A 13,098-nucleotide genomic window follows, 5' to 3' on the forward strand; every position below is an offset into this window, starting at 1 on the left:
CGGCGTCAGCGGTCGACGCGGGCGCTGCCGCCGCGGGCGAGTTTGGTGACTTCGGGCAGGGTGGCGGTGGTGGTGTCTCCGGGAGTGGTCATGGCCAGGGCGCCGTGCGCGGCGCCGTACTGGACGGCCTGTTCCAGGGTGTCCAGTTCCATCAGCCCGTACGCCAGCCCCGAGGCGAACGAGTCACCCCCACCCACCCGGTCGAAGATCTCCAGACCCGGCCGGTGGGTCGCCTCGGCGAACCCCTCGAGACGCGACCACGCGATCGCACCCCAGTCGTTCACCGTCGCGGTCCGCACCCCCCGCAACGTGGTCGCCACGACCTGGAAGTTGTCGTACTCGCCCGAGGCCCGCTCGATCATGGCCCGGAACGCGCCCGTGTCCAGATCCGTCAGATCCTGCGACACGCCCTCCACCTCGAACCCGAGACAGGCCGTGAAGTCCTCCTCGTTCCCGATCATCACATCCACATGCCGCGCCAGCCTGCGGTTGACCTCCCGCGCCCGGGCCACCCCACCGATCCCCTTCCACAACGAAGGCCGATAGTTCAGGTCATAGGACACGACCGTGCCGTGGCGGCGGGCGGCCGCCATCGCCGCCTCGGCCACATCCGCGGCCGACTCCGACAACGCCGCGAAGATCCCACCCGTGTGCAGCCACCGCACCCCCGAGGAGAACAACGCCTCCCAGTCCACATCCTCCGGCCGCATCTGCGAGACCGCGGTATGCCCCCGGTCACTCACCCCCAACGCCCCACGCACCCCGAACCCCCGCTCGGTGAAGTTCAACCCGTTACGCACCCGCCGCCCGATCCCGTCGAACTCCCGCCACCGCACCCACGACGTGTCCAACCCGCCCCCCAGCATCAGATCCTCCACCAGCCGGCCCACATCGTTGTCCGCCAACGCCGTCACGATCGCGCCCCGCAACCCGAAACACCGCCGCAACCCCCGAGCCACGTTGTACTCACCACCCCCCTCCCACACATCGAACCGGCGCGCGTTACGCACACGCCGCTCACCCGGATCCAGACGAAGCATGACCTCCCCGAGCGCGACAACGTCATACCGGCACTCGGCCGCGGGACGGACAGACAACGAAGCATTCATCATCGAACTCCTTCACGAGAACAAGGCCACCAAGGCCACCGGACACCGCCAGACACACCAGACACGCCAGGCACAGGCACGCCAGGAGCAACAGGACACAGGCACGACACCTCAGGCACGCGACCCCGCCACGATCGACACAGCCCGCGCCGTACGACGAGTGATCTCCGCGAAATCACCCGCCACCACCAAGCCCCTGTCCACCATCCACGACCCACCCACCGCCAGCACCGACGGCAGACCGAGGTAGTCCGGCAGGTTCCCGGCACCCACCCCACCGGTCGGCACGAACCGCACCTGCCCGAACGGCCCCGACAGCGCCTTGATCACGGCAGGCCCACCCACGACACCGGCCGGGAACAACTTGACGGTCGAGATACCAAGCTCCAGCGCGGCCATCACCTCCGACGCCGTGGCCACACCCGGCACAACCGGCACACCCGCCTCCTGCGCCGCACGGACCACCGACACACTCAACCCCGGCGACACCACGAACGAAGCACCAGCCGCCACCGCCTCGTCCACCTGACGCGCATCCACCACCGTCCCAGCACCCACCAACATGCCCGGATGCCGGTCAACGATCGCCTCGATGACAGCCCCCGCACCAGCCCTACGAAAAGTAACCTCAGCCACCGGCAAACCACCCTCATCCAACGCCCCCGCCACACCAAGCCCCTGCCCGACATCATCGACAACAACAACAGGAACCACCCCCGCGCGCCCGAGACGCCCCAGAACACGCTCCACCGAGGCAGGTTCCACCGGCCCCCGAGACGTGCTCGACCCGGCCGACCCTCCAGGCCCCGCCACAGACGATGACTCCACCGACATCACGCCACTCCCCACTTCGTCGTCGAGTCGCTCCGCCACGCATCGTGTTCACGAATGCGACCCAGATTCATTACCGTGAACGACGGTACCGCGCGTCATGCCGCGGCGTCCATCACCTCACCGGGATTTCCGAGAGGCCCGCGCGCACGACGAACGCCCCACCGCTCCGGTATGCGTGGTTACTCAAATGTCAGTAACGTCCGGGATCACCCGGGAGACCTGCCGGGCCATGCGGAGAATCCGCACGTCGTCCCCCCGAGGGCAGGGGGGACCGGTCACCGGGCCAGTTCCACCTCGAGTCGGTGGATGGTCTCGTCGCCCAGGGTGAAGCGGTAGCGGAAGGGCAGCGGCGCACCGGGGAAGTCGCCGTCCGAGTCGGCCGTCATCCGCGCGGCGGACCCAGAGCTTTCGAAGTCCGTGACGGCGATCGTGATCCTCGGGGTGACCATCTGGTCGTCGATCCAGCGGCGGATCTGGTCCCGGCCACGATGCTCGGTCGCGTCGTCGACGACGACCGACCGGTCGTCGAACAGCGCGACCACGCCCTCCACGTCCCGCCGGTTCACGGAATCGACGAAGGAGTTGACGAGTGAGGTGGTGACATGCACGGTCATGAGAATCGCCCTTCGAGTGACTTTACTGTCGTTGGCGACAACATAACCTGTCTTGCAGGACAGAATATTCCCGGTGCGGTCGGCCGCGGCACCGGCCTGGGTGAGAGAACTTCGAACGGCATGCGGCGCGGGAGGGAGCCCTACGCCACGAGCCCTCAGTCCGCGAACGTCGGACGCTCGCCCGACGGCCTCTTGAGGCCCTTGCGACGCATCTCCTCGGCAGCGGCGATCGCGTCGGCCGAAAAGCGCTTGGCGAGCTCCGTGAACCGGCTGACGTCCCGGGGGGACCAGGTGGCCAGCACCTGAGCGATCATCTCGTCACCCAGGTCGTAGATGTGGCGCGCGGCCGAGTCGCCCTGCGGGGTCAAGGTGATCAGGGTCGAGCGGGTGTCACCGGGGTCTCGATCGCGGGCGACCAAGCCCTCGGCCTCGAGGCGCTTCACGATCTTGCTCACGTTCGAGGCCCCCGTCCCCATGGCCTGGGCCAGATCGCTCGGGCGCATGGGCTGCCCCGCGGCCAGGTGACGGAGCGCCTGGTGGGCAGGCTGGTCGATCGGCTCACCACTGGACGTCAGGATCTCGCTCTGCAGCCCGGGCGACTCCCACAGCAGGATCAGTGCGCTCAAGCTCGCGAGCAGCTCAGAGCGATAGGGGAAGTCGTGCGCCACTCGCAGCCTGCGTGACGACGCGCCTCCCGATTCGACCACGCCCACATCTTACGCGGCGGCAACCAGCGACGACCGGAACACACGGTTCCCTGGCACAGCCGGCTGTGCCGGCACCGCCCGAGCCGCCGGACGTCGGCGTGGCCGCTCTCGGCAGCCTCTCGCAGAGTCACGTTCCGAGAGCTCGGGCGGTGGGGTCACTCCGTGCGGGTCAGCGCACCGGCTCGAAGCTGCGCGCGTCGAACCGCAGGAAACTGTGCAGATCGCGGCCGGGGAACGTCTTGGCGTGGCCCGTGCAGTCCGTGCTCTCGTAGACGCGGATGCCGGTGTCGGTGTAGTTGAGCTCGGAGTGGGCCACGAACGGCAGGACGACGCAGCCCTCGACCGTGCCGGGGTAGGTCACGGACTCGCCCGTCAGGTCGCCGGAGAAGAAGTTGATGCCCTCGGTGAACGGGGTCGCCGACGCCGGCGGTGCCGAGACGGCGAGCAGCCCGCCGAACACGAGGGCCGCTGCGGCAAGACGCTTCTTGGTTCGGATCATGATGCTCTCCTCTGAAGACGGAACACGACCGCGCACGTGGCGGTCACTTCACCTCATCACCTGCCACGCGAACCGTCATCCGATATGTCCATTGTTGCCCTTCTGGTGAGCGACTCCGTCCGAAGATGCGCATCCCACGGCGACTCACGGCATCACGGGCTCTGAAAGGCGGCCCGCCACCGGCACCGAGGGCCGATCACGGCGGACCGAATCCGATGAGCCCCGCCGGTTACGCTTCGGCAGTTCGTACCTCACTCTCTGCGAGGCTGGGAGGCATGCCCTGTCATGACGACGTTCGGGAAGGTCGCGGTTGCCCTGTGGACCTCCGGCAGGGTTTCCGACGAGGGCGCGGAGATGTGGTTCGACGAGCACCCGCGGTTCGTCTGCCTGCCGTTCCGCGAGCGGTCCGACGCACAGGTGCTGCTGTTCCTGGCGCCACAGGCGGCCGAGCGGGCGCTCGCGGCGATGAACGCGCCCGCAGGGGCTCTCACGCTCCCGTCCGTACTCGTCACCGACGGGCCGCTCACCCCACGTCAGGTGTCACGGGCGACCGCGCGGGGCATGGCACGTTTCCTCGACCACGGCATGACCACCATGTCGGAGGTGGCAGAAGCCCTGATCGCCGCGGAAGCCGACGCCGAAGCTCGGGAAGCGAAGAGCCGGCCGAACCCACGAGGTGGCCAAGCGCGTCCCCCGGCCGGCGACGACCACCTCGCGACCGGGTTCTCCCCCCGCGAGATCGAGGTCCTTCGCCTGCTCGCGCAGGGGAGCAGGATCGCTGAGATCAGTGCCCGGCTCAACTACTCGGAACGCACGATCAAGAACATCGTCCATGGCGTGGTACACCGATTCGGGTTCAGGAACAGGACACAGGCCGTCGCATACGGTGTCCGCATCGGTGCACTCTGATCTCTCCCCCCCCCCCGGGGCGGACGGCGCTGTCCGTCAGTGCAGTCGTCGCGTCCACGCAACGTGCGCCTACGGCCTGCGGAACCGCTTTGACCAGAACGGCCCGTCCTACGCTTGATCCATGACGTTTCCGACGTTCGTGGTTCTCGCACCAACCCGGTCACGCCCACCCGCACCGCCTGCCCCCGGTTCGACGACAGGTTCACCGGCACCCTCTGACAAGACTGAGGCGTCTGGCGGGCGTGAGCGGTCGGCCACCGACGAGAACGTGCACGACTCACGTCTGGCGCCCCACCCCGTGTCAGACACCGCAGTGTCCGTGTTCGCCGCTGACCGTATCTCGGCGGACCTGGCCGGCGCATGGCTGCGAGCTCACCCGGCAACCACGCTCCTGCCCCAGGAGAAGGCTCAGGACGCCAGTGTCCTGCTCTACCTCACAGCTCGGTCCAAGGACGACCCGATGAGGCTCCTTCGCCGTTCCTCAGGCGTCACAGGAATCTGCGAGATCCCCAAAGTCCTTGTCGCTCCGCACATCAGTGATCACTGCCTCCTGGAAGCCGTCGGACACGGCGTGGTGAGTTTTCTCAACTACTCCTCGACGAGCCTGGTGGAGGTCACGGAAGCGCTGGTGGAGGCGGCCCGAGGCGGATCTCGACTGTCCGGGGCGCTGACGCGAGCCCTGACCGACGAGATCCGGGAGCAGCGACGCGACACCGACGTCATCGCCCGGCGGTCAGGCCTGGAGCCCCGCGAGATCGAGGTACTGCGCATGCTCGCCGAGGGCGATGACGTCGGCGAGATAGCTGCTCGCCTCCGTTATTCCGAAAGCACGGTCAAGGCCGTCATCCACGCCGTCGTCAAGCGGCTCGGCCTGCGGAACCGGATCGAGGCAGTGGCTTACGGCGCCCGAATCGGCGCCTACTAGGTGTGCCGGGTCAAGACCTCGGATCGGTGGCGAGCTGGAACAGCAGGAAGGAGTCGCGGGTGGGCACCGCGCCCTGGTGCGTGGCCGGGTCGTCAGGGACGAACTCCGCGGTGATGGTGTACGTCCGGGCACGGGGCGTGCCGTCCACGACCGGGCCGCCGGGGAGCGCCCAGGTGGGAGCGACGGACCGCCCGTCGGTCACCGGCTGCGCACCGAGGTCGGAGACCTCCCCGTCGGCCGTGGCGGTGGCCACGAAACGCACGGTCCCCTCGGCGCTCGCCGGGTAGACGTTCGCGGTGATCGGCATGAACCAGTCGGTTCCGCTACCGGGCACGCCGGAGATTCCTCCCGCGAACGCCCGCGCATCGCCCCACTCGATCGTGACTTCGACAGGGTTCGCGGTCTGCGATGCCACGCGGTGCGCCGCCGGCGCGGCCTGCGCCGCTCCCCCGACCGCCACGACCGCGGCCGATGTCAGCGCCAGAGCCGCCAGCCCCGCGGCCGGCCTCGTCGATGACTTGATCCTCATTGGTACACGTCCTCTCCATCGAGCATGACGGTGCTTCGGACCGATCTGCCGATCGCCTGCGCCGAACGCGCCGGACCGGCAGCCACCACGATGCACAGATCGGACATACCACCACGATACTCTTCGCAGAACGTTTACCCTCCGGCTTCAACCACTCCACTCCTCGCGGAAGAGTCCCCGGCCCGGGACCGGGAGCGCCTCGCCTTGTCGGTTCGTGTCTGCCGTCAGTTCAGGTCTGCTACGGGTCCAGCACGTCTGCTCGGGTCAGAGCCTGAAGCTCGGCGGCCTGGACATTGGCGCCGAAGGCGGGGGTGCCGGGCTCGAGCCGGGCACCGTTGGCGAGAGCTCCGACGGGCACGGGGTCGAAGCCGAGGTCGTCGACGAGCGTCGCGACCTCGGCGACATCCGCGTCGTCGTCACCGGCGATCGCGATCGCCTTGCGACCCGGTGCCCCGGCGGGGCGGGCCTCGTCCTCCAGGTCGTGGTAGCCCATGTGGTTGAAGGCCTTGACGACACGCGCCCCGTCGAGGAATCCCTGCACGAACTCACTGGAGGAGACGCCTGGATCGAGGATCCGCTCGCGCGGCCCGTCCACCTCCCACCAGTGATTCATGGCGTCGACGACGAGCTTGTGGCGCAGTTCGTCGGCGGGAAGCGCGCGGTACCTACCGAGCGGGAGGGCGAGGATCACGACGTCGGCCTCCCGTGCGGCCTCCACGGCCCGGACGGCGGTGGCGCCGGGCGTCAGGACCTCGATGGTCAGGGCGATCTTCGCCGGGTCGCCGGACCCCGCGACGAGCACCCGGTACCCGGCGGCGACGGCGAGGCGGGCCAGGACGGTGCCGACCTTGCCCGCCCCGAGGATGCCGATGGTGCGTGCGGCCGTGCGCGCGGTCATCGGACCGCCTCGGGAGTGCCGGCCTTCTCCGCGAGGAGCTCGCGGACCATCGGGATCACCTCGGTGCCGTACAACTCGACGGCACGGAGGCGAGCGCTCGCGGACACGGCGCCGGCAGCCGAGTAGATCAGGTCGAAGCGTCCGACGTCGAGTGCGCGGATGGCGCGAGCCATCTTGCGCGCGACGGTCTCGGGGGAGCCGACGTAGAGCGAGCCGTACTCGACGTCGGCCTCGAACTCCTCACGCCGCACGGGCGGCCAGCCGCGCAGGGCTCCGATACGGTCGCGTATTTCCCTGTAGCCGGGCCAGAACAGCCGTCTGGCCTCGTCGTCCGTCCGCGCGACGAAACCCGGGGAGTGCATCCCTGCCGGGTAGGCGGTGGTCCCGAACTGTTCCGCGGCCCGGCGGTACAGGTCGACGTAGGGAGCGAACCGGTCGGGCGCACCGCCGATGATCGCGAGCATGAGCCGGAACCCGTACCGCGCGGTGCGGATCACGGACTCGGGCGTCCCGCCGACTCCGACCCAGGTCGTCAGCCGGCCGGACTCCGTCCTGGGGAACACCTCGGCGTCCCTGAGCGCAGCGCGCGTGGTGCCCTCCCACGTGACCGGACCTTCGTCCAGCAGCTTGTGGAACAGGTCGATCTTCTCCTCGAAGAGCACGTCGTAGTCCGACAGGTCGTACCCGAACAGGGGAAAGGACTCGGTGAACGACCCGCGGCCCAGGATCACCTCGGCGCGCCCGTCCGAGAGCGCGTCGACCGTGGCGAAGCGCTGGAAGACGCGCACCGGGTCGTCCGAGGACAGGACCGTCACGCCCGAGGCGAGACGGATGCGCTCGGTCCTCGTGGCGATGCCCGCCAGCACGGTCTCGGGGGTGGAGATCGAGTACTCGGGGCGGTGGTGCTCACCGAGCGCGACGACGTCCACACCGGTCTGGTCGGCAAGCACCGCCTCCTCCACGACGGCGCGGATCGCCTGCGCGTGGGAGACGATCTCACCCCGGTCACCGCGGGGAAGGTCGCCGAAACTGTCGATGCCGAACTGGACCGCAGTGTTGTCGGTCATGGGTTCACTCCTCGTGGGACGGGGCCACGCCGGGATAAGGATTGACGTGTCAATCCTGTAACGTGCAGAGTTGACGTGTCAATTCCCGGGAGGTGCCATGACGGAGACGGCGCGCCGCGCGATACCCACGCGCGAGGAACTACGCATCTGGCGCAACTACATCGAGACCACCGAAACACTGCGGGCCGTCCTGGAGGGACGCCTCCAGAGCGAGTCGTCCTTGTCCTCCGCCGACTACCGAGTACTGCTCGCGCTGAGCGAGGCCGACCGGAGCACGCTGCGCTCCTCCGAGCTGGCCGAACTCATCGGCTGGCAACGCAGCCGCCTGTCGCACCACCTGAGGCGGATGGAGAAGCGCGGGCTCGTGCACCGCGCCCCGTGCCCCGACGACGTCCACGGCATCGACGTGCGGATGACCGCGCTCGGTGCGGAGTCGTTCCGGCGCGGCTCGGTGCCGCATCTGCGGGACGTGCACGAACTCTTCGTCGAGGCGCTCACCGCGGAACAGCTTGCCCGGGTCGACGAGTTCACCACGGCGCTACGCCGACACCTGCACCTCGAGCCGTAGCGCGCATCGATGCCGTGAGGCGCCTCTCACCTTCGCCTGGGTACAGGCGGGAGCAGACCGGTCCGCGGTACCACGTCGCCACGCCCTTCGACGCGCTGCGGCGGGCGCACGGGCGGGTCAGAAGCTCTCTCCGACCCGCCCGTCGCGGTCTGTCGGTCTACCGCACGGGTGCTCCGGGGCCGAGGGGGATGCCGAGCCCCCACCAGGCGAAGAACAGCAGGGTCCACGCGAGTGTCATGCACACGGCCAGCGGCAGGGTGTACGAGGCGAGGGTGCCGATCCCGGCGTCCTTGCGGTATCGCTGGAGGAAGCCGAGCGCCATGATGAAGTAGGGGCTCATCGGCGTGATGGAGGTGGACCCGGAGTCGGCGATGCGGAACAGGGCCTGCGTGGTCTCCGCGGGCACCTCGAGCAGCATCAGCATCGGTACGACGACGGGGGCGGCGATGGCCCACATCGCCGAACCGCTGGTGACCAGGACGTTCACCACGGACAGCAGAGCGAGGATCGCGAGGAAGACCACCCAGATCGGCACGCCGCTGGTGCGCAGCGCCTCCGCGGAGTTCACAGCGACGACGTCGCCGATGTGGGTCCAGTCGAAGTACTGCAGGAACTGGGCGATCGCGAAGAAGAGGACCAGCACGGGCGCCATCTGGCGCACGCCCTCGGCCATGAGCCGCGGCACGTCGGAGGCCTTCGAGACGGCGCCGGACCGCCACCCGTACACGATGCCCACCACCGCGAACAGGACGGCGACCACGGCCGCGATCCCGTCCAGGAACGGCGACTCGGTGAGACTGCCGTCCGCACCGCGCAGCGGGGACGACGGCGGCAGCACCGCGGCGGCGATCGCAGCCATGGTCGCCAGACCCGCGAGGAGCGCGACGCGCAGCGCGGACCGGTCGCGCGGGGACAGTTCCAGCCCGGCGACGTCGTCCAGGTCGGCGTCGGGGTCGGCGTCCAGATCGGGACGCCTGGCCAGCACCAGCCGCGTCACCAGGGTGATCACGGTCGCCAGCAGCAGCGAGGAGGCGATGTTGAAGAACCAGTTGCTGACCGGGGAGACGTAGGCCGCCGGGTCGATGATCCGTGCCGCCTCGGTGGTGATGCCCGCGAAGATCGCGTCGTTCGGCGTCGGTACGGGGCTGGCGTCGTAGCCGGAGGCGATCGAGGTGTAGGCCACGACGACGCCGAGGATCGGCGATCGACCGACCGCCCGGAAGGCGAGACCACCCAGGGGCACGAGGATGATGTAGGCGGCGGCGCTCGCGACGTGCGAGACGGTGCCCGCGAAAGCGACGGCGAACACGACCCACGACACGGGCACCCGCGACACCGAGACCTTCATCAGCGCGGCGAGGAAGCCGGTGCGTTCGGCGATCGCGACGCCCATGATGACGGCGACGATGGTGCCCATGGGGCCGAACGTGGCGAAGTTGTCGACGGCCGTCGAGACCGCCATGGCGAGCCCGTCACCGCTGAGCAGGTTCTGCACCACCACCGTCTCGCCGTCGGCCGGGGACACGACGGACACTCCCGCGGCCGAGAGCGCGGCGCTGGCCACGGCCAGGAGTCCCGCGAGGATCCAGAACAGCCAGAACGGGTGCGGCAGAGCGTTGCCGAGCCGCTCGACGACGGCCAGCGCGCGCAGGACGCGAGGCAGGCGGTCCGGCGCGGCCTCGGGGCCGGCCTGCTTCGACGTGGTGGTCATGCGTCCTCCCCCTGCTCCCGGACCTCGTGCGTGCTGTACCCGTGCGCACCATCTCCGGTGAGGAACCGCACCGGCAGCCGCTCGTCGCGCAGGAAGTCCCACATCACCTCGTGGGCCTCGATGCTGTGCGTGGCGTACCCGCCGCCGGAGTAGCTGTCCTCGCCGGGCCAGGTGTGCCCACCGCCGAGCACCGCCACGTGCGTGACCTCGGCGCCGCGGCGGCAGTCGGTCCAGCGATAGGTCGTCACGTCGGCGGCGGTCGCCTCGACGGCGGGACCGGTGGCGCACTCGTTGCGCTCGACCCAGCCGCCGACCCAGTGCGGGACCGCCGGCAGGCCGCGGTCGACGTCGCCGACGTACGGGATGGTGACGTCGTTCGTCCCGTGGAACTCGATCACCGGCACCGGGCGCCGCGGGAGGCAGCCGGGGTGCCCGGTGCCGTACAGCGCGGCGGCCACCGGCGCGATCGCGGCGATGCGGCCCGAGAGCTCGCAGGCCAGGATCGCGGTGAACCCCGCGCCGTTCGACTTGCCCGTCGCGTACACGCGGCGCGTGTCCACGCACAGCTCCGACTCGAGCTTGTCGAGCAGGTCGTTCGTGTAGGCGACGTCGTCGACCCCGGGCGCGGAGTAGGGCGCGCCCTCCCATGCCTGCCGCTCCCCGTCGCCGGTGCCGACGACGCCGTTGCCGTAGGCCACGATCGCGGGCAGCGTGTCCAGCCCCGAGAACGCCTCCGTGCCCGCTCCCGTGTTGCCGCGGCCGTGGTAGACGAGGACGACGGGCCAGGCGCGGTCGGGGCGGTAGTCGTCCGGCAGGTGCAGCTGGACGGTGCGTTCGCGACCGTCGCTGGTGAGCGGGTGCAGCACGCTGGTGCCCGGCTCCTGGTCCGGATCGCTGCCGCAGCCGGCCGAGCCAGCCCCGCCGCCGGACACGGCCCGGCTGGTGCCGACCGGCGAGGTCGTGACGTCCGACGGTCCCGACACGGCGCCACCGGACTCGGCCGGAGCGGCGATCGCCGACGTGCCACCGATCGGGCCGGCCAGGCCGCAGACCGCGACTGCCAGTGCGGTCAGGAACGCGGCGCGGCGGGGAACGGCCCCTCCCGCGCCGGGTCGGTGAAGTGATGCTGTCGTCGTTGACATGCGAGTTCCTTTCTCGACGTCCGTTCGCGGACGCGGGCATGACGAGACGGACACCTGGCGGGCCAGGTGCGTGGAGGATTGTGGAAGTGGTGGTGGGGTGCCGGTACTAGGAAGCCGGCCAGTCCTCGAGGAAGGCGGTGATCCGGCCGACGACGGCCTTCACGATCGCGGCCCCGTCGTCGGCGGTGGCACGGCGGGGGTCTCCGAGCACCCCGTTGGGGCTGAGGCGGTCGTAGGGAAGGGTGAGGGTGGGTTGCGCGTGGTGACGCGCGACTCGGGAGACGTCGTCGAGCTGGTCGGGAGTGGTGGTGCCGGGCTCGAGACGGTCGGTGTGGACCAGGTGGGGTGCGAGGTAGAGCATCTGCGCGGTTTCCGCCTCCCCGGAGTGGCCGTGGACGGCGCTGGGGCGCAGGGCGGCGACGGCGTCCCCGGCCAGCGCCGTCAGGGGTGACCAGGCGAACTGGACGTCGGGGTGGGAGACCAGCAGGTCCTGCGCCACGGTCGTGAGGGCGGCGTTGTTACCGCCGTGCCCGGTCACGACCAGGAACCGTGTCCACCCGTGCCGGTGCAGGCTCGTCACGTACTCCCGCACGAGGGCGGCGAACGTACCGGTGGTCAGGGTCACCGTGCCGGGGAACCGCAGGTGGTGCGGCGACACGCCCACGGGAATCGACGGCCCGACCACGACCCGGCCCGGAAGGTTCGTGGCGACCTCGGCCACCACGGCCTCGGCCCGCACGAGGTCGGTACCCAGCGCCATGGCGGGGCCGTGCTGCTCCAGCGCGCCGGCAGGGATGAGCACGACCGTGCCCCGTGCGGCGGCGCCGGCGGCCTCGACCGTGGTCATCTCCGCGAGACGGTCCGGCCCGGTCACGAGGTCTGCCCCGGGTCGTCGCCGAAGTCGGCCGCCTCGACCGACTCACGGATCGTGGTCAGGTGGGCGCGGGTCAGCCGCTCGGCCGCGGTCGTGTCGCCCGCACGCACGGCGTCCAAGATCTCAAGATGCTCGGCATGGTCACGCGCGCGGTCGTCGTAGCGGAACCGGATCTCGGTCTGCTCGGTGGCGCGTACGTGCAGCAGCGCTTCGACGGTCTCGCGCAGCAGGCCGTTGCCCGACGCCGCGGCGAGCTCGACATGGAAGTTCAGCGCCGGGCGGAAGCCGTGCACCGGTGGCTGCAGGGCGGTGGCCGTGGCGGCCTCCAGGCGCTGCAGGCCGGCGGCGTCCCGCGCCTGCGCGGCAAGGGCGGCGATCCCGGGCTCGATCACCAGACGTGCTTGGACCAGCTCGATCACCGACGCGCGCGTGATGCGGGGCCGGTGCGGGTTCGCCAGGACGGCCCGTTCGATCCCCGAACCGATGTAGGTACCCGATCCATGCCGCAGTTCGACGACTCCCGTGGCTTCGAGCCGCCGTAACGCCTCACGGACCGTAGGCGTGGTCACCGAGAAACGCTTCGCCAGGTCACGAGAGGACTCCAGCACATCCCCCGGCCCGAGACCCGCCGACCGGATCAGATCGACGATGTCATCCGCGAGCCGCTCCGAGAACGGCGCTCTACCCTGAGTCATGAAGTGACTAAATCACT

Annotated in this window: 15 protein-coding genes; 3 read left to right on the forward strand and 12 right to left on the reverse strand. The window is 69.9% G+C overall.

What is annotated here, in order from left to right; all coding sequences use genetic code 11:
• Positions 1–5: 5 nt before the first annotated feature.
• The 5 genes from J0911_RS12445 to J0911_RS12465 form a co-directional block, all read right to left on the reverse strand.
• Positions 6–1,112, reverse strand: a complete 1,107-nt coding sequence (locus J0911_RS12445) for a sugar kinase (RefSeq protein ID WP_207274452.1) — start codon at positions 1,110–1,112, stop codon at positions 6–8.
• A gap of 108 nt (positions 1,113–1,220) precedes the next feature.
• On the reverse strand, positions 1,221–1,859 hold the full coding sequence (eda, locus tag J0911_RS12450; RefSeq protein ID WP_307865063.1) for a bifunctional 4-hydroxy-2-oxoglutarate aldolase/2-dehydro-3-deoxy-phosphogluconate aldolase: 639 nt from the start codon (positions 1,857–1,859) through the stop codon (positions 1,221–1,223).
• A gap of 359 nt (positions 1,860–2,218) precedes the next feature.
• Positions 2,219–2,557, reverse strand: coding sequence for a nuclear transport factor 2 family protein (locus J0911_RS12455; protein ID WP_207275789.1), 339 nt, complete (start codon positions 2,555–2,557; stop codon positions 2,219–2,221).
• Between the two features lie 155 nt (positions 2,558–2,712).
• Positions 2,713–3,264 carry a MarR family winged helix-turn-helix transcriptional regulator gene (locus J0911_RS20395; protein WP_207275790.1) on the reverse strand — a complete coding sequence of 184 codons (552 nt, stop codon included), beginning with the start codon at positions 3,262–3,264 and terminating at the stop codon, positions 2,713–2,715.
• 169 nt (positions 3,265–3,433) lie between these two features.
• Complete coding sequence (locus J0911_RS12465; protein ID WP_207275791.1) at positions 3,434–3,763, reverse strand: hypothetical protein; 330 nt, start codon at positions 3,761–3,763, stop codon at positions 3,434–3,436.
• A gap of 285 nt (positions 3,764–4,048) precedes the next feature.
• Here J0911_RS12465 and J0911_RS12470 point away from each other — a divergent pair, with 285 nt between their 5' ends.
• Entirely contained in the window at positions 4,049–4,672 is a 624-nt protein-coding gene (locus J0911_RS12470) for a helix-turn-helix transcriptional regulator (RefSeq protein WP_207275792.1), read from the forward strand.
• 298 nt (positions 4,673–4,970) lie between these two features.
• Positions 4,971–5,597, forward strand: coding sequence for a helix-turn-helix transcriptional regulator (locus tag J0911_RS20825; RefSeq protein WP_207275793.1), 627 nt, complete (start codon positions 4,971–4,973; stop codon positions 5,595–5,597).
• Positions 5,598–5,607: 10 nt separating this feature from the next.
• On the opposite strand, the gene J0911_RS12480 is transcribed toward J0911_RS20825, so the two are convergent.
• From J0911_RS12480 to J0911_RS12490, 3 genes are all read right to left on the reverse strand, one after another.
• The gene (locus J0911_RS12480; protein WP_207275794.1) at positions 5,608–6,126 is read right to left on the reverse strand and encodes a hypothetical protein; all 519 of its coding nucleotides are present in this window, start codon (positions 6,124–6,126) and stop codon (positions 5,608–5,610) included.
• A gap of 238 nt (positions 6,127–6,364) precedes the next feature.
• Complete coding sequence (locus J0911_RS12485) at positions 6,365–7,024, reverse strand: NADPH-dependent F420 reductase (RefSeq protein WP_207275795.1); 660 nt, start codon at positions 7,022–7,024, stop codon at positions 6,365–6,367.
• A complete protein-coding gene (locus J0911_RS12490) occupies positions 7,021–8,091 on the reverse strand; it encodes an LLM class flavin-dependent oxidoreductase (protein ID WP_207275796.1) in 1,071 nt (356 codons plus the stop codon). Before J0911_RS12490 ends, J0911_RS12485 begins: the two co-directional genes overlap by 4 nt.
• A gap of 97 nt (positions 8,092–8,188) precedes the next feature.
• On the opposite strand from J0911_RS12490, the gene J0911_RS12495 reads away from it, so the two are divergent.
• The gene (locus J0911_RS12495; RefSeq protein WP_207275797.1) at positions 8,189–8,659 is read left to right on the forward strand and encodes a MarR family winged helix-turn-helix transcriptional regulator; all 471 of its coding nucleotides are present in this window, start codon (positions 8,189–8,191) and stop codon (positions 8,657–8,659) included.
• 157 nt (positions 8,660–8,816) lie between these two features.
• Here J0911_RS12495 and J0911_RS12500 read toward each other — a convergent pair whose 3' ends face one another.
• The 4 genes from J0911_RS12500 to J0911_RS12515 form a co-directional block, all read right to left on the reverse strand.
• Positions 8,817–10,370 carry an AbgT family transporter gene (locus J0911_RS12500; protein WP_207275798.1) on the reverse strand — a complete coding sequence of 518 codons (1,554 nt, stop codon included), beginning with the start codon at positions 10,368–10,370 and terminating at the stop codon, positions 8,817–8,819.
• The gene (locus tag J0911_RS12505) at positions 10,367–11,512 is read right to left on the reverse strand and encodes an alpha/beta hydrolase family protein (protein WP_242636682.1); all 1,146 of its coding nucleotides are present in this window, start codon (positions 11,510–11,512) and stop codon (positions 10,367–10,369) included. Before J0911_RS12505 ends, J0911_RS12500 begins: the two co-directional genes overlap by 4 nt.
• 106 nt (positions 11,513–11,618) lie before the next feature.
• Positions 11,619–12,359: a creatininase family protein gene (locus J0911_RS12510; RefSeq protein WP_242636683.1), complete on the reverse strand. Its 741-nt coding sequence runs from the start codon at positions 12,357–12,359 to the stop codon at positions 11,619–11,621.
• Positions 12,360–12,382: 23 nt separating this feature from the next.
• The gene (locus tag J0911_RS12515; RefSeq protein WP_207275800.1) at positions 12,383–13,081 is read right to left on the reverse strand and encodes a FadR/GntR family transcriptional regulator; all 699 of its coding nucleotides are present in this window, start codon (positions 13,079–13,081) and stop codon (positions 12,383–12,385) included.
• Positions 13,082–13,098 lie beyond the last annotated feature (17 nt).

The sequence above is a fragment of the Myceligenerans salitolerans genome (assembly GCF_017349295.1).
Lineage (GTDB): Bacteria > Actinomycetota > Actinomycetes > Actinomycetales > Cellulomonadaceae > Myceligenerans > Myceligenerans salitolerans.